Below are 19,084 nucleotides of genomic sequence, written 5' to 3'. Positions count from 1 at the left end.
GAGAGCCCGGCGGAGGACTACCCGCACTCGCCTGTGGCCAGGAAGCGCGAGAACTCCGTGTCACCCCGCACCGTCTTCAGCCCGTACGCCCGCCTGTTCGCCGTCCCCGGCTCGCCATCGTTCTCCTTCGCCGGCTGGATCGGCCGGCTCCCCGCTCCGATGCTCGGCCTCGGCGCCGTGCTGCTCGTGGAGGGCGAGACCGGCAGCTACGGGATGGCGGGCGCTGTGTCGGGCACCCTCGCGCTGAGCTACGGCCTGGCCGGCCCGCAGTGGGCCCGCGCCATGGACCGCCGCGGGCAGAGCCGGGTGCTCCGGCTGGCCATGGCCGCCTTCGCGCTCACCGGCGTCGCGTTCGTGGCCTCGGTGGTGGCCGGCGGCCCCCGGTGGAGCTGGTTCCTCCTCGCCGCACTCGCCGGGGCGAGCGGGCCGAACGTCGGCTCCCTGGTCCGCGCGCGCTGGTCGGCCGTCCTCGATCCGACGAGCCGGCAGACCGCCTACGCCTTCGAAGCCGTCGTCGACGAGGTGGTGTTCGTCGTCGGCCCACCGCTGGTGACCCTCCTGGCCACGCTGATCGCGCCACCGGTCGGGTTCCTCACCGGCGTCGCGTTCGGTGTGGCCGGCGGCCTGTGGCTGGCCGCCCAGACCGGCACGGAGCCGCCGGTGCACCCGGTCGACCCGACGGCGATCGGCCGGCGGCGGTCGGTGCTGACGCCCACGCTGCTGGTCGTCGTCGTCACCTACCTGGCGGTCGGCACCGTCTTCGGCGCGATCGACGTCGTGGTGATCGGCTTCGCCGAGGAGCAGGGGGCCACCGCGCTCTCCGGGCTGGCGCTGGCCGTGTTCGCCGGCGGCAGCCTGGTCGCCGGGCTGGTCTACGGGCTGGCGCGGGTGCCGGGGACGCTGGCCGTCCGCTTCGTGGGCACGGCGGTGGCCTTCGGGCTGGCCGCCCAGACGCTGTGGGTGGTCGGCTCGCTGCCGATGCTCATCGTGTGCGGCTTCCTGGCCGGCCTCACCATCGCGCCGGTGCTGGTGTCGGGTACGTCGCTGGTCGAGTCGCGGGTGGCGCCCGGCGTCCTCACCGAGTCGCTGGCCTGGACGATCACCGGGCTGACGCTGGGGGTGACCGCGGGGTCCGCCCTCGCCGGAGCCGCCGTCGACGCCTGGGGTGCAGAGCGGGCCTTCGCCGTCCCCGCCCTCGCCGGGGGGCTGGCGGCCCTGCTCGCGCTGGCCGGGGCCGTCCTGCTCCGTGCACCGGAGCCCGCCGTGGGATGGGCCACGGCGCCCGCGCGGGTTGAGGACGACATCACCGGGTAGGCGGGCCCGGGGTCGATCGCGCACGACCGGATGCGCAGGACGCGACCCCACCCCTACCGCGAGAGGACCCACCCTGTGGCCACCGTGCCCTCCATCACCCTGAACAACGGCGTCGAGATCCCGCAGCTCGGGTTCGGCGTCTACCAGGTCCCGCCCGAGGACACCGCCGAGACCGTCGCCACGGCGCTCGAGATCGGCTACCGGCACATCGACACCGCCGAGATGTACGGCAACGAGAAGGGCGTCGGCGAGGCAGTGGCCCGGTCGGGCATCGATCGCGGTGAGATCTTCGTGACCAGCAAGCTGAACAACGGCTTCCACCGGCGCGACGACGCCCTACGCGCCTTCGACCAGTCGCTGGCCGACCTCGGCTTCGAGCAGCTGGACCTCTTCCTGATCCATTGGCCGCTGCCGGGCATCGACGTCGACTACGTCGAGACTTGGAAGGCCATGGAGGAGATCTACGCCGGCGGGCGGGTCCGGGCGATCGGCGTCTCCAACTTCCAGCCGCACCACCTGCGCCGGCTGTTCGCCGAGACCGAGGTGCGGCCGGCGGTGAACCAGATCGAGGTGCACCCGTACCTGGCGCAGGACGACGTGCGCGCCTTCGATGCCGACCACGAGATCGTCACCGAGGCCTGGTCGCCGATCGCCCAGGGCAAGGTCCTCGACGACCCGGCGATCACCGCGATCGCGCAGCGGCTGGAGCGCACGCCGGCGCAGGTCGTGCTCCGCTGGCACATCCAGCGCGGCGACGTCGTGTTCCCGAAGTCGGTGACCCGCGAGCGCATCGAGCAGAACTTCGCGCTGTTCGACTTCGAGCTCTCCACCGGTGACATGGCGTCGATCTCGGGCCTGGACCGGGGCGAGCGCACCGGCCCCGACCCCGACACCTTCAACTACATCCCCGGCTGAGGTACCCCGCCTCTCGGCCCCGTCCCGGGGCCCGCCCCGAGCGTGCGAAGGGTGGGGAGGACGGGGCCCGTCATCAGTCCGTCGTCACGAAGTCGATGAGCTCCTCCACCCGGCCGAGCAGCGCGGGCTCGAGGTCGGTGAAGCTGCCGACCCTCGCGAGGATGCGCTGCGCCCACACGTAGCCGGTGTCGTCCTCCCAGCCCAGCCGCCGGCAGACGCCGGTCTTCCAGTCCTCGCCCTTGGGGACCGTCGGCCAGGCCTTGATGCCCACGACCGACGGCTTGACGGCCTGCCAGATGTCGATGAACGGGTGGCCGACCACGAGCGCGTGCGCGCCGGTGATCTGCTCGGCGATGCGGGACTCCTTCGAGCCCTTCACGAGGTGGTCGACCAGGACGCCGAGCCGCCGGCCCTGGGTCGGCCGGAACTCCTTCACGATCGCCGGCAGGTCGTCCACGCCGTGCAGGGGCTCCACGACCACGCCCTCGATGCGCAGGTCGTGGCCCCAGACCTTCTCCACCAGCTCCGCGTCGTGCTTGCCCTCGACGTAGATCCGGCCCGCCCGGGCCACCCGTGCGCGGGCGTTGTTCACGTACAGCGAGCCCGAGGCGCTGCGCAGCGGACCCGACGGTGCCGCGTGCTTGGGCCGGACGAGGACCACGGGCCGGCCGTCCACCCAGAAGCCCGGGCCCAGCGGGTAACCCCTGACCTTGCCGAAGCGGTCCTCGAGGTGCACGACGTCCTTCTCGCACCGGACGACGGCGCCGACGAAGCCCGAGCTCGGGTCCTCGACCACGAGGTCCTTCTCCGCCTCGACCTGCGGCACCGGCTTCCTGACGGTCCGCGGGTGGACGAGGTTGTCGTACGGGGAGCGGGGCGGCATCCCTCCATGCTGAGCACGATCTCCGGCCGGACCGTGCAGGACGCGCCGGATGAGACGTGGGACACGCCCGAGCAACGGCGACAACGCGGAGAGTAGTCAGTAGGGAGCATCAGCCCAGGTCGCCGAAATCGACAGGTTGCGCGCAACACGATGGCGCCCTGACCTGCAGTGGAAGCCGGCCGCACCGGATTGGCGTGCCGCGCCGTCACGGGAAAGGGCGGCCCCGGTCACCCCGTCTCCGGGCGTGTCGGAACCGCCGAGATCGTTTCGCTCCTCCCGACACGGACACCCACTGACCGACCGCGCATCCCCGAACAATGGATGGGAGCACCACCTGATGATCGGCACTGACACCATCAGCCGCGTGATCGGCCAGGACGTCTACGACGAGTCCGGCGACAAGATCGGCTCGGCTGCCGAGGTCTACCTCGACGACGAGACGGGCCAGCCCGAGTGGGTCACGGTGCGCACCGGCATGTTCGGCACGAAGGAGTCCTTCGTCCCGATCCGGAACGCCGACCTCACCAACGACGGCCTCCGCGTACCCGTCAGCAAGTCGAAGGTGAAGGACGCTCCGAAGGTCGACACCGACGGCCACCTCTCCCCGCAGGAGGAGCAGGAGCTGTACCGCTACTACGGCATGGGCGCCGGTACCGACACCGCGCAGACCATGACCACCACCGAGTCGACGACGGGCATGGCCACCAACGACATGGCCACCAACGACATGGCCACGACGGGCATGGCCGGCACCGGCCGCACGGACACCGACCTGAACGAGCGCGGCACCGTGGGCCACGACACCTCGGGCCCGACCACGGACGACGCGATGACGCTGTCCGAGGAGCGCCTAAACGTGGGCACCCGCTCGGAAGAGGTCGGCCGTGCCCGGCTGCGCAAGTACGTCGTGACGGAGAACGTGACCGAGACCGTCCCCGTGTCCCACGAGGAGGTCCGCCTCGAGCGCGAGCCCATCACCGACGCCAACATCGGCAACGCGATGGACGGGCCCGCCATCTCCGAGGAGGAGCACGAGGTCGTCCTGCACGCCGAGACCCCGGTCGTGGAGAAGGAGGCCGTGCCGGTCGAGCGCGTCCGCCTCGACAAGACCACGGTCACCGAGCAGACCCAGGTGAGCGAGGGGCTGCGCAAGGAAGAGGTCGAGCTGGACGGCGACGGCACCACCACGGACCGTCGCGTCTAGTCAGCAGCGTCTCGTCAGCACCTGAACCAGCCCCGGCGCGCTCGGCGCCGGGACGCACGGACGGCGGCGGCCGGTCGAGGACCAGACTCGACCGGCCGCCGTTCTGCGTGCGGTGGGATGCTCACCCGTGTGAGCGAGCCCACCGTCACGCCGATCGCCGCCGCCCCGGCCGCCGAGGCGACCTTCTCCGGGCCGGAGGAGCTCTCGGCCGCGCTGGAGTCCACCGGCTACCTGCCCGACGAGGGGCTGGCGACCGCCGCGTACCTGGCGCTGGTCATGCACCGGCCGCTGTTCCTGGAGGGCGAGGCGGGCGTCGGCAAGACCGCCCTCGCGCAGGCACTGGCCCAGGTGACCGGCCGGCCGATCTACCGGCTGCAGTGCTACGAGGGGCTCGAGGCCAGCCAGGCCCTCTACGACTGGGACTTCGGCCGTCAGCTCCTGCACCTGCGCGCCGCCGAGGCCGCGCATGCCACCACCGACACCGAATCGCTCGAGGCCTCCCTCTACGACCGCCGCTTCCTGCTCGCCCGCCCGCTGCTGCAGGCCCTCGAGGACTCCCCGAGCGTGCTGCTCGTGGACGAGGTGGACCGGGCCGACGACGAGTTCGAGGCCTTCCTGCTGGAGGTGCTGTCGGACTTCACCATCTCCATCCCCGAGCTGGGCACCGTCCGGGCGACGACGCCGCCGCTCGTCGTCCTGACGTCGAACCGGACGCGCGAGGTGCACGACGCCCTCAAGCGCCGCTGCCTCTACCACTGGCTGCAGCACCCGGAGTTCGACCGGGAGGTGGCGATCCTGCGCAGCCGGCTGCCCCAGGTGACCGATCAGCTGGCGCGCGAGGTGGCCCGGGCGACGGCGAAGCTGCGCACGTTCGACCTGCTCAAGCCACCCGGCATCGCCGAGTCGATGGACTGGGCGACCGCGCTGCACACCCTGGGGGCGCGCGACCTCGATCCCGACCTGGCCGCGCGGACCCTCGGTGCCGTCCTCAAGTACCGCGAGGACACCGAGCGCGTGCACGGCCTGGGACGGGGAGCGCTGTTCGGTGCGTGACGGACCCCGGCCTGCCCGCGACGTCGTCGACACCGTGCTCGGCTTCGCGCGCACGCTGCGGCACGCCGGCGTCGGCGCCTCCCCGGACCGGGTCGAGGCGATGCTGGCGGCGGTCGGGGCGCTCGACGTCCTGGACCCCCGCGCCGTGTACTGGGCGGGCCGGCTGACCCTCTGCGGGGGGCCGGACGACCTCGACCGCTACGACGCCGCCTTCGCCGTCTACTTCTCGGGGCAGCGCCCGCGCGCTCCTCGGCAGTCCGGCCCTCCGGAGGTGCAGCTGGCCACGTCGGCGCCGCTGGAGCAGGGGAACGAGGACGGCGACGACGCGACGGAGGCCCCGGATCTCGCGGTGCAGGCGAGCGCCGAGGAGGTGCTCCGCCAGCGGGACGTGGCCGAGCTGACCCCGGCCGAGCGCGAGCACCTCCGCCGGCTGTTCGCGCTGCTGGTGCCCGCCACCCCGATGCGCCCGTCCCGCCGCCGACGGCCGAACTCCAACGGATCGGTGCACCAGGCGCGGACCGTCCGCCGGGCGCTGCGCAGCGGCGGGGAGGTCACCCGCCTGGTGCACCACCGTCGCAGGGCGCGCCCGCGCCGCGTCGTCCTGCTGGTCGACGTCTCCGGATCGATGACCCCCTACGCCGACGCGCTGCTGCGCTTCGCGCACGCCGCCGTCCGGGCGCGGCCGTCGTCCACCGAGGTCTTCACGATCGGCACGCGGCTGACCCGGGTCACCCGCGAGATGCGGTTGCGCGACGCCGACCGGGCACTGGCCGCGAGCGGGTCGGCCATCCCCGACTGGTCCGGCGGCACCCGGCTGGGCGAGGTGCTCAAGGCGTTCCTGGACCGCTGGGGGCAGCGGGGCACCGCCCGGGGAGCGGTGATCGTGCTCTGCAGCGACGGCTGGGAGCGCGGCCGCACCGACCTGCTGGCCGAGCAGATGGTGCGGCTGCGGCGCCTCGCGCACGCCGTCGTCTGGGTGAACCCGCACAAGGGCCGGTCGGGGTACGAGCCGCTGACCGGGGGGATGCAGGCGGCCCTGCCGTCGGTCGACCACTTCGTGTCGGGGCACAGCATGGCCGCGTTCGAGGAGCTGACAGGCGTGATCCAGCGTGCCTGAGACGTTGGAGAAGGACCCCGTCCCTCTCACCCTTCGCACGCTCAGGGCGAGCCTCCGGACGGGGCCGACCTGGGTCCGGTTCCCGAGACAAGGAGCTGTCGATGCGTGACGTCCTGGACGACCTGATCGGCTGGTGGCAGGCAGGGGAGACCGTCGGCATGGGGACCGTCGTCGCCACCTGGCGGTCGGCGCCCCGTCCGGCCGGTGCCTCGATGCTCGTCGGTCCCGACGGCACCGCGGTCGGCAGCGTCTCCGGTGGCTGCGTCGAGGGTGCGGTCTACGAGGAGGCCAAGGACGCCGTCGAGACCGGCGTGCCGACGCTGGAGCGCTACGGCGTCAGCGACGACGACGCCTTCGCGGTGGGCCTCACCTGCGGCGGGATCCTGGACGTGTTCGTGGAACCGATCTCGCGGGAGTCCTTCCCCGAGCTCGGTGAGGTCGCCGAGTCGGTGGACCGGCACGAGCCGGTCGCCGTCGTCACCGTGGTGAAGGGACCGGACGACCGGCTGGGCCGGCGGCTGGTCCTGTGGCCGGACCGGACGTCCGGCACCCTCGGTCTCCAGCGCCTGGACGACGCCGTGGCGGCCGACGCCCGGGGCATGCTCGCGGCCGGGCGGACCGCCCTGCTGCACGTCGGGCACGACGGGGAGCGGCGCGGTGACGACCTCACGCTCTTCGTCAACTCGTTCGCGCCGCCGGCCCGGATGGTCGTCTTCGGCGCCATCGACTTCGCCGCCGCCGTCGCGCGGGTCGGCGCCTTCCTCGGCTACCGGGTCACGGTGTGCGACGCCCGGCCGGTCTTCGCCACGCCCAAGCGGTTCCCCGACGCGCACGAGGTGATCGTCGAGTGGCCGCACCGCTATCTGCAGGCCGAGGTGGACGCCGGGCGGATCGACGAGCGCACCGTGCTCTGCGTGCTCACCCACGACCCGAAGTTCGACGTCCCGTTGCTGGAGGTCGCGCTGCGGATCCCGGTGGCCTACGTCGGGGCGATGGGCTCCCGACGCACGCACGACGAGCGGCTGGCGCGGCTGGCTGAGGCCGGGCTGGCGGAGGAGGAGATCGCTCGGCTGTCCTCGCCCATCGGCCTGGATCTCGGCGCCCGGACGCCCGAGGAGACGGCGATCTCGATCGCCGCGGAGATCATCGCCGGCCGCTGGGGCGGCTCGGGGGAGCGGCTGGCCGGCACGGACGGTCCCATCCATCGCACGGCCGACCGTTGACGAGTCCGACCGAGGGGAGCTCGGCGAGTTGATCGAGCGGCACACGATGGTGAGAGCGGACTACTACCAGTACTACGCGCTGGCCGCGGGCGGTGACTTCGACACGTCGAGCGTCGACATGGCCAACGACGGGATCCTCGCGCCGGCGGAGCAGGGGGTGCGGATCTCCACCGGGGTGCAGCTCGGGGACGTCGACCTGACGGTGCGCGTCCTCGACGGGCCGCTCTCGCTCCCGGCCGAGAACCCCGGCGTGATCGCATCGGCCTGCACCGTCCATCTGCCGCACGGGCGCCTGGCGATCACCGACTGGGGCGGTCCGACCGTCTTCGAGCACGAGTTCGGCCGTCCGCTGGTGTGCGCTCTGCTCGTGCAGGTGGAGGGGCGCGACGAGGCCCTGGACCACAGGTACGACCAGGTGCAGGTGCCACCGGAACGGCACCTCCTCACGCTCTCTCCGGTACCGCTCTCCGGCGGGCGCTGGCGCACGGCGCGGATGGACCGCGCCGGCGCCGCCCTGGAGACGTTCACCGATCACGTCGCGTCCGCTGGATGACCCCGTCGGTGCCGGTGACCATCGGATCGGTGCGGTCCCTGGCACGGTGCCCGCGTCTGCCCTCGGCGCGAGCCCGATGAACGAGACGGAACTGCGGCACCGGTACGGCGTCGAGATCGTCGGGCTGCTCGCTTCGCCGGAGCACCGGTACGACGGGCGGCCGGGCGGCACGGTGCCCGGGCAGACGGCCGACCGGCGCGGGCGGATCGAGGTGCGTGCGGGGTCGGGCATCGTCGGCGACCGCTACGCCGGGCGGCCCGCGCACCGGGACGCGTCGGTGACCGTGCTGGCCGCCGAGTCCGTGGAGGCGCTCGCCGCGGAACTGGACTCGGGTCCGCTGGACCCGTTGCTGGCCCGCCGCAACGTCGTCCTGCGCGGAGCGGAGGTGGAGGCGCTGCGCGGCCAGGAGTTCTCCCTCGACTGCGGGGAGGGCGTCGTCGTGCTGCGGGGCGGGCGGCCCGCGAACCCCTGCGCCTGGCTGGACACCGTGCTCGTGCCCGGTGCCCACCGGGGCATGCGCGGGCGCGCCGGGATCCGCTGCGCACCGCTCACCGACGGCGTCCTCCGGCTCGGCCCCGCGGTCCTGCGCAGCGCCGTGCCGCTGGACGCCACCCGTGCCGGAGCCGCCCGTCGGCTGGTCCCGCACCGCGCAGGAAGGACGCCATGACCACCGATCCCGGCTTCGTCGTCGGACTGGACCGCGAGCGGGAAGTGCTGACCGTCGCGCTGGCCACCCACCGGCACGTCGTCCTGGAGGGGCCGCCGGGTACCGGCAAGTCCACCCTGCTCCGATCGGTGGCCGCCGCCACCGGGTCGGAGGTCGTCTTCGTCGAGGGCAACGCGGAGCTGACCCCGGCACGGCTGGTCGGGCAGTACGACCCCTCGGCCGTGCTCGCGGGCGGCTACCTGCCGGAGAACTTCACCGACGGGCCGCTGCTGACCGCCATGCGCGGTTCGGGTCTGCTCTACCTGGAGGAGCTCAACCGGATCCCGGAGGAGACCCTCAACGTCCTCATCACCGTGCTGACCGAGGGCGAGATCGCCGTCCCGCGGCTCGGCACCGTCCGGGCCGCCTCGGGATTCCGGCTGATCGCGGCGATGAACCCGTTCGACGCGATCGGCACCGCGCGGGTCGGCCAGGCCATCGCCGACCGGATGTGCCGGGTGGTCCTCGGCTACCAGCCGGAGGAGGCGGAGCGGGCGATCGTGGCCGGTGTGACCGCCGCCGACGACCGGGGCGTCGCGCTCGCCGTCCGGCTGGTCCGCGCGACCCGCGAGCACCGGGACCTGCGCACCGGATCGTCGGTGCGCGGGGCGATCGACCTGGTCCTGCTGCTCGACGGGCTGCTGCGCCTGCGCGGTCGGCAGCTGGCCGACGGCCGGGAGACCGCCCGCGACGCCGCCCACGCGGCGCTGTCGGGACGGATCCGGGTCACCGAGGGCGTGGAGCGGACCCCGGAGGCGGTGCTGGACGAGATCCTCGACGAGGTCTGGCCGGTCGACGCGGGTCCTCCCGAGGTCTCCGGCGACGACGGCGCGCCGCCCGGGGGTGGTCCGGGAAAAGCGCCGGGCCCGCCGGCCGAGGCGGGCCCCGACGCGACACCTCCTCGTCGTGATGCTGCATCGCGGCGGTCGCCCCGGACGACCGGCCGGCGGGAGATGCAGCTGCGGCACGACGCCTTCGCCGCGGTCAGCCCGGAGGTGGGCGATCTCGACGAGGACGCGTTCGCCGGCCTGATGGGCGAGGACCCGGATGCGGCCGCGGCCCTCCTGGCCGACCTGGCGACCGCCACGGACCGGGAGCTCCGGGCCGCCGCCCGCCGGCTGGCCGCGCGGGTGTTCGTGCAGGTCGGTCGGACCGGGGCGGCCCGTGCCCGCGGCACGTGGCGGCTGGTGGCCTCCCGCCGGCCGGAGGGCGACCTCGACCTCGACCGCACCCTGGACCGGTGGACCGGGGTGTGGCCGCCGGCCGCCGACGACCTGGTCACCCGCCGCTGGGCGGGCTCCCGGCGCGCGGTGTGCCTGGTGGTCGACCGCTCGGGCTCGATGCAGGGGCTCGGGGTGGCGATCGCCGCCGTCGCCGCGGCCGGGGTGGTGCTGGCGGCCGACGAACGGCTGACGACCAGCGTGCTCACCTTCGCCGACGACGTGACCGTGCTGCAGCCGCACGGGCGGCACCGGGCGGCCGAGGACGTCGTCCTGGACCTGGTGGGGCTGCGCGGGCACGGGAGGACCGATCTGGGCGCGGCCCTGCGCGGGGCGCGGCAGCAGCTCGTGCCGGCGACGGCGGACGAGCGGGTCGTCGTCCTGCTGTCGGACTGCCTGTCGACGGCGGGGGAGCCGGCCGGGACGGCGCTGGCCGGGATCGACCGGTTGCACGTGCTGTGCCCGCTGCCGAGCGCGGAGGCGCTCGACGCGGCGCGGCTGCTCGCCGCCCGGGGTGGCGGGACGATGCAGCCCGTCCGGTCGATGACCGACCTCGGGCCCGCCCTCACCCGACTGCTCGGCTGAGGGCGGGCCGCGCGCGGCCCCGTCCCGGGTCCCGCCCCGAGCTCGCGAGGGGTGGGGAGGACGGGGTCCTTCAGCGGTCGGCGTCGGTGTAGACGATCATGCCGCGGATGTTCTTGCCGTCGCGCATGTCCTGGTAGCCCTGGTTGACCTCTTCCAGGGAGTACTTCGTGGTGACCAGCTCGTCCAGCTTGAGCTGCCCCTCCTGGTAGAGCGAGAGCAGCTCGGGGATGGCGTTGCGCGGGGCGAGGCCGCCGAAGATGGCGCCCTGCAGGTCCTTCTGCAGCAGGGTGAGCTCGAAGAGGCTGAGCTTCACGTCCATGTTGGCGTAGTTGCCCATGCCGGTGACGACGACCCGGCCGCCCTTGCCGGTGAGGCTGAGCGCGGTGGCGACGTCCTCGCCCTGGATGTCGCCCACCGTGATGATGGTCTTCTCCGCCATGCGGCCCCAGGTCAGCTCGTTGACCTTGCCGGCGGCCTCCTCCGCGTTCTCGTAGACGTGGGTGGCGCCCATGTCCATGGCCCACTCGCGCTTCCTGGCCACCGGGTCGATGACCATGACGCGCTTGGCCCCGGCCGCCGCGGCGCCCTGGACGGCGTTCATGCCGACGCCGCCGGCGCCCATGATCACGACGTTCTCACCGGGCCGGACGTCGGCCACCTTGGTCGCCGAGCCCCACCCGGTCGTGACGCCGCAGCCGACGAGGGCCGCGATCTCCAGCGGGATGTCCGGCTCGATCTTGACCACCGACGCCTGGTGCACCGTCATGTACGGGGAGAAGGTGCCGAGCAGGCACATCGGGATGACGTCCTTGCCCTTCGCCTGGACGCGGTAGCTGCCGTCGGAGATCGAGGTGCCGGCGAGCAGGCTCGCGCCGAGGTCGCAGAGGTTCTGCATCCCGCGCGAACACGGCGGGCACTGACCGCAGGCCGGGATGAACGCGGTGACGACGTGGTCGCCCTCCTTGAGCCCCGTGACGCCCGGGCCCACCTTGGTGACGACGCCGGCGCCCTCGTGGCCGCCGATCACCGGGTAGAACGCGACCGGGGTGCCGCCGGTGACCAGGTGCTCGTCCGAGTGGCACAGGCCGGAGGCGGCGAGCTCGACGGTGACCTCACCCTCCCGCGGATCGCCGATCTCGATCTCCTCGACCGACCATTCCTCGCCCACGCCCCACAAGATCGCGCCCTTGGTCTTCACAGAGGTCCCTTCCGTCGACACGCCACCATTGGCAAGACAGAGCGGCGCGGTACGCCTGGGTACCGTGCCGTGGGTCACACTCTGCTGAGGCCGCGGACGGCCCGTCAACCGGACCGCTCGTTCCGGCCGCCGCACTGCAACGTCGTGCAGCGGTCGGCGACACTGGCGCGATGTCTGCTCCCCGTGTGCCCGGCGGCCCCGTGGTCGTGGTCGGCGCCGGACCGGTGGGCCTGACGGCGGCGCTGCTGCTCGCCCGCCGCGGCCTCGATGTCGTCGTCCTGGAGAAGCACCGGGAGCCCTATCCGTTGCCGCGCGCCGTCCACCTGGACGACGAGGTGTTCCGGGTGCTGCAGGCCGCGGGGGTGGCCGACGACGTCCTCGCGCGCAGCCGGCCACTGGCGGGCCTCAGGCTGCTCGACGGCCGGCACCGCGTGCTCGCGGAGTTCGGCCGGCACCCCGACGCCGGCGTGCACGGCTGGCCGCAGGGCTCGCTGGTCCACCAGCCGGATCTGGAGGAGGTGCTGGCCGCGGCGGCCGAGGCGGAGCCGCGCATCGCCGTCCAGCGGGGTGGCGAGGTCACGGGGCTGCGTCAGGACGGGCCGCACGTCGTGGTGTCGGTGGAGGACCGGTCCGTCCGGGCGTCGGCGGTCCTGGGCTGCGACGGCGCCAACAGCACGGTCCGACGGCTGATCGGGGGGTCGATGCGCGACCTCGGGCCGGCCGACAGGTGGCTCGTGCTGGACGTCCGCTCACCGGTGGTGCTGCCCGTGTGGCCGGGCGCCCACCAGGTCTGCGACGCCCGGCGGCCGGCGACGTTCATGCCGGTGACGGGCGACCGGTACCGCTGGGAGGCCCGGCTCGGATCGGGGGAGACGGTCGCCGACGCGACGACGCCGGAGCGGCTGGCCGACCTGCTGGCGCCGGTCGACCCGGCGAAGGTGGAGATCGTCCGCGCGGTCGAGTACACGTTCCGCGCGCAGGTCGCCGACCGCTGGCGGGTGGGCCGCGTCCTCCTCGCCGGCGACGCCGCGCACCTCTCCCCACCGTTCGTGGGGCAGGGCCTCGGGCTGGGGCTCCGCGACGTCCACCAGCTGGCGTGGAAGCTGGCCGCCGTCGTGGCCGGCGAGGCGGGCGAGGAGCTCCTCGACACCTACCAGGCGGAGCGTGAACCGCACGCCCGTGCGCTCATCCGGGTGGCCCAGCTGCTGGGCGCCCTCATGACCGGAGGCGGCCGGGGCGGCGACGTCGTCCGTCGGGGCGTGCTGGCCGCGGTCCGGCGGATCCCCGCGGTCGCCCGGCTGGCGACCGACAGCCGGACGCCGCCACTGCGCCGCGGTCCGCTCGTCGACCGCCGTGGGCGAACAGGCCGACGGCTGGCCGGGGTGCTGGCCCCCCAGCCGGAGGTCCTCGTCGACGGACGACCCTGCCGGCTGGACGACGTCCTCGGCGACGGCGCCGCCGAGATCACCGCGGGCCTCGTCGTGCGCCGGGCCGACGGGGTCGAGATCACCGTCGAGGACCCGAGCGGGGCGCTGCGCGGCTGGCTGGGCCGGGCGTCGACCGTGCAGCTCCGCCCCGACCGCATCGTCCGCTCGGCGGACAGGGGACGCCCGAGCGGGTGACGCCGTGGCCACCGGCCGCCGGCGAACGGCACGATCACCGCGTGCGCGAGCGGTTGCTGAGAGCTCCGGCCTGGGTCCTGGCACTGGTCGCCGGCACGTCCTTCGCCGTCCTCTGGGCGCTGATCACCCGCGTGCAGGGCGAGAGCTGGACCGCCGCGATCGTGACGGGCGCCGTCCTCGGCGTGTTCTTCGGCGGGGTGATGGGCCCGATCCAGCACCGGCAGAACCGCGGGCTGCGCGAGGTCGCGGCGCGGTCGCCGGAGGGGTTGTCGAAGCGGGTGCGGCGCGCGGCGTGGCGGGGGCCGGTCCCGGACGACGTGGACGTCCGGCAGGCCGCCCACGACGTGGTGCTGGCGCAGTCGGCACAGCTGGAGCGGCAGCGGATCTGGGGTCCGGCCCTCTTCCTGCTCATGGCCGCCCTCGGGATCTACCTGGCCGTCGCGGACGACCCCTGGTGGTGGCTCTCGGTCCCGGTCTGGATCACGGCCGCCGCCGCGCACCGGGTCGTGCTGCTCCGGCTGCGGCGCCGTGCCGAACTGCTCCGGCCCGACGCCCTGCGGGGCTGAGCTCCGGCACGTCCCCGTCCGCACGGGGGTCGGAGCGGCCGGCGAGGGGTACCCCGCGGTCATGAACATCGACAAGAACCAGGTCCTGGAGCTGCTGCGCTCGCAGGGCGACCACGACAAGGCCCAGCAGGCCGACCAGGAACTGCCCGGTCAGGTCGACACGGACAAGGACGCCGGGCTGCTCTCGAAGTTCGGCCTCGACCCGATGGAGCTCATGAAGAAGTTCGGGGGCGGCGGCGGTCTCGGCGGCCTGCTCGGCGGCTAGACGGCACAGCCGGGTCAGGCCTCGCGGCGCCGGCGGCTCGGTGACACGGGCTGCAGCGCGGTGTCGACGGCGGCCTGCCCCAGCGAGCGCTCGAAGCCGGGCGGGACCACGAGGTCGTCGCGGCTGAGTTCGGAGACGTCCGGTCGGCCGAGGCCCACCATGGCCGAGCCGAGCCCGTCGCGCAGCAGGTCGAGGACGTTCTCCACCCCGGCCTGGCCGTTGGCGGCGAGGCCCCACAGGTAGGCGCGCCCGATCATCACGGCCTTGGCGCCCAGGGCGAGGGCCTTCGCGACGTCGCCACCGCGGCGGATGCCGCCGTCCAGGAGGACCTCGATCTGGTCGCCGACCGCCTCGGCGACCGACGGGAGAGCCCGGATCGAGGCCGGCGTGCCGTCGAGGTTGTTGCCGCCGTGGTTGGAGACCGAGATCGCGGTGACCCCGGCGTCGACGGCCCGCCGGGCGTCGTCGACCCGCATGACGCCCTTCAGCATGAACGGCCCGTCCCACTGCTCGCGCAGCCAGGCGACGTCCTCCCACGTGGGCATGGGCGACTGCATCCACATGCCGTAGGCACCGAAGAACGTGGGCGGCTTCTCCCCGGGCGCGGCCACCATGTTGGGGACGGTGAGGTCGGGGAGCTTCCTGGTCCTCGCGAAGTCCAGCAGCCAGCGCGGCCTGGCGAGCACCTGGGGCGCGTACCGCCGGACCGCCTCGAGGTCGATCTTCTCGGGGATGAACGGGCTGCCCCAGTCGCGGCCGTAGGCGAACGACCAGTCGAGGGTGGCGATCATCCCGACGGCGCCGGCCCGCTTGGCGCGGTCCATCCGGGCGAGCATCTCCTCGCGCGTGCCGACCCAGTACATCTGGAAGAACGTCTGCGGGTTGGCCGCCACGACCTCCTCGATCGGCTTGCTCGCGAACGAGGACAGCCCCATCGCGACACCCCGGGCGGCAGCCGCGCGGGCGACGGCGACCTCACCGTCGGGGTGGACCGCCTGCACGCCGGTCGGGCTGATCAGGACGGGCATCGACATGGACTGACCCATCACGGTCACGCCCATGTTCCGCTCGTTGGCGAGACCGGCGGTGTGCGGGGCGAAGCCGAGCTCGGCGAATGCGGCGAGGTTGTCCTCGGCGGTCAGCCCCCGCTCGGACCCGGCGACCAGAGCGCCGTAGACGCCCTTGGGCAGCCGCTTCCTGGCGCGCCGCTGGGCCTCGGCGACGGACTCGAACCAGGGGTTCGCCATGGGGACCTCCTCGACGGACCGGCTCTCGACGGCCGGTGGCACTGAGTGCCATGCTACGGCTGGCGGTGAGACGGCCGCCACAGTGGGCGGCGCAGCGGTGCGCGGCCATCGGAGGAGGAGCTGAGCACGTGAGCGGACGGCTGGACGGCAAGGTCGCATTCATCACCGGTGCAGCGCGGGGGCAGGGCCGCGCCCACGCCGTTCGGCTGGCCCGCGAGGGAGCCGACGTCCTGGCCCTCGATCTGGCCGGCCCCCTGCCGGGCGTCCCCTACGACTCGGCCACCCCCGACGAGCTGAAGGAGACCGCGGCGGCGGTCGAGGCGACCGGCCGGAGGGTCCTGACCCACCAGGGCGACGTGCGCGACCTGGCCGGCATGGCGGACTTCCTCGCCCGCGGGGTGGAGGCCTTCGGTCGGCTGGACCTCGTCGTCGCGAACGCTGGCATCTGCATCCCGAGCACCTGGGACGAGACGACGCCGGCGGTCTTCAGGGACACCATCGACATCAACGTCACCGGCGTCTGGAACACCGTGATGGCCAGCGCGCCGCACATCATCGCCGGCGGCAACGGTGGCTCGATCGTCCTGACCAGCTCGTACGCGGGCAAGAAGATGCAGCCGTTCATGATCCACTACACGACCAGCAAGCACGCCCTGGTCGGGATGACCCGCGGCTTCGCCGCCGAGCTGGGCAAGCACCGCATCCGGGTCAACTCCGTCCACCCCGGCGGCGTGGCCACCCCGATGGGCAGCGGCGACATGATCACCGCGATCGAGCACACGAACGCCAGCAACCCGAGGCTGGCGGCCATGGGGACGACGTTCATCGACCCGCCCTACGCCGAGGCCGACCAGATCGCCGACGCCGTCGCCTTCCTGCTCTCCGACGAGGCGTCGTTCATCACCGCCGAGCACCTGTCCGTCGACGGCGGCGCCCAGTACTTCTGAGCGCAGTACTCCTGAGTGCGCCGTGAGGGGCCCGGCCGCGGCCGGGCTCCTCACCGGCCCAGGCTCGGGAAGCCCCCGGTCAGCTCGTCGAAGGCCCGGGTCAGGTGCTCCCGGAGCGGCACCCGGTCGTCGGTCAGCCACACCGCGAAGGCGGTCATCGCCGCCGCGCGGGTGCCGGCCCCGACGAGCCGCGGCAGCAGGGCGGTGGGCGCGTCCCCGGTCCGCCGGGCGACGTACTCGGCCACGACCCGGTCGATCTCGGCGTAGCGCAGCTGGGAGTGGGCCTGCAGGGCCGGCTCGGTCAGGATCAGCCGCATCCGCTGCCGCAGTACCGGGAGGTCCTCCGGCCCGTAGTCGTTGACGTCGACGTAGGCGCCGCAGACCGTCGCCAGCACCGGTCGTGCGGGGTCGGCGCTCCGGAGCAGCTCCTCGAGGCGGGCCACGTGCCGGGCGAAGTCGCCCCACACCGCGTCGGCCTTCGTGGGGTGGTGGCGGAAGAAGGTGCGGCGGCTGATGCCGGCGGCGTCGGCGACCTCGTCGGCGGTGACGGCGTCGAACCCGCGCTGCGCGAACAGCTCCAGGGCGGCCCGCTCCACGCGTGCCCGGGCGTCCTCGGCCGGGGTTCCGGCGGGCGCCGCTCCCGTCTGCGTCACGCGCCGATCATGCCGGTCCGGGGCAGCGGGTGGATGCTGAGCGCGGACAGGAAGCCCGCCTTGTCCGGTGGCACCGGGTGCCACTAGCCTCGCCTCACCCGTCGTGACCGCGATCACCTGGAGTGCGCCGTGCCCGAGACGAACACCGCCGTCGAGACCGTTCCCGCCCCGGCCCCCGTGGTCGCGGAGGAGGAGCTGGTGGAGGAGTCCCTCGTCGAGGAGGTCTCCATCGACGGCATGTGCGGCGTCTACTGAGCCGCTGCTCGCGATGACCGCTCCGACCGGGCCCGACCCGGTCGCCTTCGACCCGTCGCTGCCCTGGCAGAAGGCCCGGTCGGTGGCGCTGCGGCCCGAGCCGTTCGGCGCGCTGGTCTACTCCTTCGGCACGCGGAAGCTCTCCTTCCTGAAGTCGAGACAGCTGGTCGCCGTCGTCACCGCGCTGTCCGACCACCCCACCGCCGCCGCGACGCTCGTCGCCTGCGGCGTGACCGAGGCGCAGCGCCCCGCCTACGTCAAGGCGCTCGCCGACCTCGCCCGCTCGCAGATGATCGAACGCAGGGAGACCCCGTGACCACCGTCGAGCGACCGGTCGGCGGACGTCTGGTCGACCAGTTCGAGTACGGGCTGGACGCCCCGATCTGCCTGACCTGGGAGCTCACCTACGCCTGCAACCTGGCGTGCGTGCACTGCCTGTCCTCCTCGGGACGCCGGGACCCGCGGGAGCTGTCCACGGCCGAGGCCGAGCGGGTCATCGACGAGCTGCAGCGGATGCAGGTCTTCTACGTCAACGTCGGCGGCGGCGAGCCCACCGTCCGGCCGGACTTCTGGCACCTGCTCGACTACGCCATCGGTCACGACGTCGGCGTCAAGTTCTCCACCAACGGGATCAAGCTGGACCGGGCCCGCGCCCAGCAGCTGGCCCGCACCGACTACGTCGACGTGCAGATCTCCCTGGACGGCGCCACCGCCGAGGTGAACGACGCCGTCCGCGGCACCGGCTCCTTCGCCACCGCGACCCGCGCGCTGGAGAACCTGGCCGAGGCCGGCATGAAGGACGTCAAGGTCTCCGTCGTGGTCACGCGGGAGAACGCCGGCCAGCTCGACGAGTTCAAGGCGCTCACCGACCGCTACGGCGCCCAGCTGCGCATCACCCGCTTCCGGCCGTCGGGCCGCGGCGCCGACGTCTGGGACCGCCTGCACCCGACCCAGCAGCAGCAGCGCGAGCTGTACGCCTGGCTGCTGGCCAACGGCGACCAGGTGCTCACCGGCGACTCGTTCTTCCACCTCTCCGCGCTCGGGGAGGCGCTGCCGGGACTGAACCTGTGCGGCGCCGGGCGCGTGGTCTGCCTGATCGACCCGGTCGGCGACGTCTACGCCTGCCCGTTCGCCATCCACGAGAACTTCCTGGCCGGGAACGTCCGGGACGAGGGCGGCTTCCAGCGGGTGTGGCAGCAGTCGGAGCTGTTCGCCGACCTGCGCAACCCGCAGACCGGCGGCGCCTGCACGAAGTGCGCCCACTTCGACGCCTGCCGCGGCGGGTGCATGGCCGCGAAGTTCTTCACCGGCCTCCCGCTGGACGGGCCCGACCCCGAGTGCGTCCAGGGCTACGGCGAGACGGCACTGGCCGCCCGCGACCGGGAGCTGGTTCCCCCGCGCAGCCACATCGACCACTCGCACACGGGCCCGGTCCGCGGTCAGCCCACGCTGCTCGGCATCCCGAGCATCCCCGTCAAGATCTGCGACGAGTCACCGCTGGCGGGCCTCGACCCGCGCTGGCGTCCTCCCTCGGAGGGGTGATCCGCTCCAGTTCCCG

The 19,084-nt window shown here is 73.6% G+C and carries 20 protein-coding genes; 16 read left to right on the top strand and 4 right to left on the bottom strand.

From position 1 onward, the window contains the following. Positions 1 to 57: 57 nt before the first annotated feature. Positions 58 to 1,314, top strand: a complete 1,257-nt coding sequence (locus CRP30_RS05295; protein ID WP_235003177.1) for an MFS transporter — start codon at positions 58 to 60, stop codon at positions 1,312 to 1,314. A 75-nt stretch (positions 1,315 to 1,389) separates the two neighbouring features. After that, the gene (locus tag CRP30_RS05290) at positions 1,390 to 2,229 is read left to right on the top strand and encodes an aldo/keto reductase (protein ID WP_200814551.1); all 840 of its coding nucleotides are present in this window, start codon (positions 1,390 to 1,392) and stop codon (positions 2,227 to 2,229) included. Positions 2,230 to 2,302: 73 nt separating this feature from the next. On the opposite strand, the gene CRP30_RS05285 is transcribed toward CRP30_RS05290, so the two are convergent. Continuing rightward, the gene (locus tag CRP30_RS05285; RefSeq protein ID WP_097182827.1) at positions 2,303 to 3,112 is read right to left on the bottom strand and encodes a DUF3097 domain-containing protein; all 810 of its coding nucleotides are present in this window, start codon (positions 3,110 to 3,112) and stop codon (positions 2,303 to 2,305) included. A 337-nt stretch (positions 3,113 to 3,449) separates the two neighbouring features. On the opposite strand from CRP30_RS05285, the gene CRP30_RS05280 reads away from it, so the two are divergent. From CRP30_RS05280 to CRP30_RS05250, 7 genes are all read left to right on the top strand, one after another. Continuing rightward, positions 3,450 to 4,316, top strand: coding sequence for a DUF2382 domain-containing protein (locus CRP30_RS05280; protein WP_097182826.1), 867 nt, complete (start codon positions 3,450 to 3,452; stop codon positions 4,314 to 4,316). 129 nt (positions 4,317 to 4,445) lie between these two features. After that, complete coding sequence (locus CRP30_RS05275) at positions 4,446 to 5,369, top strand: AAA family ATPase (RefSeq protein WP_200814550.1); 924 nt, start codon at positions 4,446 to 4,448, stop codon at positions 5,367 to 5,369. Continuing rightward, positions 5,362 to 6,486: a vWA domain-containing protein gene (locus CRP30_RS05270; protein WP_097182825.1), complete on the top strand. Its 1,125-nt coding sequence runs from the start codon at positions 5,362 to 5,364 to the stop codon at positions 6,484 to 6,486. The genes CRP30_RS05275 and CRP30_RS05270 overlap by 8 nt, the downstream gene beginning before the upstream one ends. Positions 6,487 to 6,587: 101 nt before the next feature. Next, positions 6,588 to 7,709, top strand: coding sequence for an XdhC family protein (locus tag CRP30_RS05265; protein WP_097182824.1), 1,122 nt, complete (start codon positions 6,588 to 6,590; stop codon positions 7,707 to 7,709). A gap of 28 nt (positions 7,710 to 7,737) precedes the next feature. Continuing rightward, positions 7,738 to 8,262: a hypothetical protein gene (locus CRP30_RS05260; RefSeq protein WP_097182823.1), complete on the top strand. Its 525-nt coding sequence runs from the start codon at positions 7,738 to 7,740 to the stop codon at positions 8,260 to 8,262. 76 nt (positions 8,263 to 8,338) lie between these two features. Continuing rightward, a complete protein-coding gene (locus CRP30_RS05255) occupies positions 8,339 to 8,929 on the top strand; it encodes an MOSC domain-containing protein (RefSeq protein WP_097182822.1) in 591 nt (196 codons plus the stop codon). Next, positions 8,926 to 10,773 (top strand): AAA family ATPase, encoded by a 1,848-nt coding sequence (locus tag CRP30_RS05250; RefSeq protein WP_097182821.1) that lies wholly within the window; start codon positions 8,926 to 8,928, stop codon positions 10,771 to 10,773. Before CRP30_RS05255 ends, CRP30_RS05250 begins: the two co-directional genes overlap by 4 nt. A gap of 70 nt (positions 10,774 to 10,843) precedes the next feature. On the opposite strand, the gene CRP30_RS05245 is transcribed toward CRP30_RS05250, so the two are convergent. After that, positions 10,844 to 11,971, bottom strand: a complete 1,128-nt coding sequence (locus tag CRP30_RS05245) for an NDMA-dependent alcohol dehydrogenase (RefSeq protein ID WP_097182820.1) — start codon at positions 11,969 to 11,971, stop codon at positions 10,844 to 10,846. A 170-nt stretch (positions 11,972 to 12,141) separates the two neighbouring features. Between CRP30_RS05245 and CRP30_RS05240 the strand changes: the two genes are divergently transcribed. From CRP30_RS05240 to CRP30_RS05230, 3 genes are all read left to right on the top strand, one after another. After that, positions 12,142 to 13,593 carry a bifunctional 3-(3-hydroxy-phenyl)propionate/3-hydroxycinnamic acid hydroxylase gene (locus tag CRP30_RS05240; protein ID WP_235003176.1) on the top strand — a complete coding sequence of 484 codons (1,452 nt, stop codon included), beginning with the start codon at positions 12,142 to 12,144 and terminating at the stop codon, positions 13,591 to 13,593. A 41-nt stretch (positions 13,594 to 13,634) separates the two neighbouring features. Continuing rightward, complete coding sequence (locus CRP30_RS05235) at positions 13,635 to 14,159, top strand: hypothetical protein (protein ID WP_143278400.1); 525 nt, start codon at positions 13,635 to 13,637, stop codon at positions 14,157 to 14,159. A gap of 61 nt (positions 14,160 to 14,220) precedes the next feature. Continuing rightward, positions 14,221 to 14,424 carry a hypothetical protein gene (locus CRP30_RS05230; RefSeq protein WP_097183155.1) on the top strand — a complete coding sequence of 68 codons (204 nt, stop codon included), beginning with the start codon at positions 14,221 to 14,223 and terminating at the stop codon, positions 14,422 to 14,424. 14 nt (positions 14,425 to 14,438) lie between these two features. Here the strand turns inward: CRP30_RS05230 and mftD are convergent, their stop codons facing one another. Then, entirely contained in the window at positions 14,439 to 15,671 is a 1,233-nt protein-coding gene (gene mftD / locus CRP30_RS05225) for a pre-mycofactocin synthase MftD (protein WP_097182817.1), read from the bottom strand. Positions 15,672 to 15,799: 128 nt separating this feature from the next. Between mftD and CRP30_RS05220 the strand changes: the two genes are divergently transcribed. Next, positions 15,800 to 16,618 carry a mycofactocin-coupled SDR family oxidoreductase gene (locus CRP30_RS05220; protein ID WP_235003175.1) on the top strand — a complete coding sequence of 273 codons (819 nt, stop codon included), beginning with the start codon at positions 15,800 to 15,802 and terminating at the stop codon, positions 16,616 to 16,618. A 50-nt stretch (positions 16,619 to 16,668) separates the two neighbouring features. On the opposite strand, the gene mftR is transcribed toward CRP30_RS05220, so the two are convergent. Beyond that, on the bottom strand, positions 16,669 to 17,271 hold the full coding sequence (gene mftR / locus CRP30_RS05215) for a mycofactocin system transcriptional regulator MftR (protein WP_097182815.1): 603 nt from the start codon (positions 17,269 to 17,271) through the stop codon (positions 16,669 to 16,671). Positions 17,272 to 17,400: 129 nt separating this feature from the next. On the opposite strand from mftR, the gene mftA reads away from it, so the two are divergent. The 3 genes from mftA to mftC are packed head-to-tail and all read left to right on the top strand — an operon-like array spanning position 17,401 to position 19,068. After that, a complete protein-coding gene (gene mftA, locus CRP30_RS22945) occupies positions 17,401 to 17,526 on the top strand; it encodes a mycofactocin precursor MftA (RefSeq protein ID WP_099459148.1) in 126 nt (41 codons plus the stop codon). 13 nt (positions 17,527 to 17,539) lie between these two features. After that, on the top strand, positions 17,540 to 17,842 hold the full coding sequence (gene mftB, locus CRP30_RS05205; RefSeq protein WP_097182813.1) for a mycofactocin biosynthesis chaperone MftB: 303 nt from the start codon (positions 17,540 to 17,542) through the stop codon (positions 17,840 to 17,842). Next, positions 17,839 to 19,068, top strand: a complete 1,230-nt coding sequence (gene mftC, locus CRP30_RS05200; protein ID WP_097182812.1) for a mycofactocin radical SAM maturase — start codon at positions 17,839 to 17,841, stop codon at positions 19,066 to 19,068. The genes mftB and mftC overlap by 4 nt, the downstream gene beginning before the upstream one ends. Positions 19,069 to 19,084: the final 16 nt, after the last annotated feature.

The organism is Blastococcus haudaquaticus (genome assembly GCF_900230285.1).
Taxonomy (GTDB): domain Bacteria; phylum Actinomycetota; class Actinomycetes; order Mycobacteriales; family Geodermatophilaceae; genus Blastococcus_B; species Blastococcus_B haudaquaticus.
Note: the sequence above shows the minus strand (reverse complement) of the source record. Positions and strands in the feature narration are given on the sequence as shown.